This window comes from Winogradskyella maritima (assembly GCF_042650215.1).
In the GTDB taxonomy this organism is placed as follows: domain Bacteria; phylum Bacteroidota; class Bacteroidia; order Flavobacteriales; family Flavobacteriaceae; genus Winogradskyella; species Winogradskyella maritima.
Window position 1 is genome coordinate 1 of sequence record NZ_JBHSAT010000008.1, and the last position, 582, is coordinate 582.

The following is a 582-nucleotide window of genomic DNA, read 5'->3' on the forward strand; positions in this document are numbered from 1 at the left end:
AAATTACATGGGGAGGCCGTTTTGGGCGAGCCGAGCAAATTGGTTGTAAGGTCATTAAAACGAAACTTAAAACAATTAGAAAAAGAGATGAAAACCTTGGAAGATCAGCTCCTGCTGTTGGTCAGACAAGCACATCAAGATTTATTGACACGCTTGGAGACCATACCGGGAATAGGAAGAAAGACCGCCATAATGTTGGTGGTTCTAACAGGTGGTTTTGATCGATTTACCAGTGCGGGCGAATTGTGCAGTTATGCAGGTTTAACACCAGTGATTAGACAAAGTGGAAGCAGTATCAATTGCCGTGCAAGAATAAGCAAAATAGGCAACCAGAAACTGAGAAACTTATTGTTTTTGTGCAGTTTTAATGCCTGTAAATACAACAAGGCTTGCAGGGATTTATACCAGCGGATAGTAGCCAAGGGAAAGAGCAAAAAACTAGCCTTGATTGCAGTGTGCAATAAGTTGTTAAAACAGGCCTTTGCCATAGCAAAATCAGGACTGATATACGACGATAGTTACAGAAGTACTTTAGTGAAAAATTAATGGGATTTTACTTGTTTTCTACCACAGTACTTTGTT

Annotated in this window: 1 protein-coding gene; it reads left to right on the forward strand. The window is 40.0% G+C overall.

Translation table 11 applies throughout. The features are described from left to right. A partial coding sequence (locus ACFOSX_RS10885) for an IS110 family transposase (protein WP_386100724.1) occupies positions 1 to 546 on the forward strand: 546 nt, incomplete at its 5' end. Positions 547 to 582 lie beyond the last annotated feature (36 nt).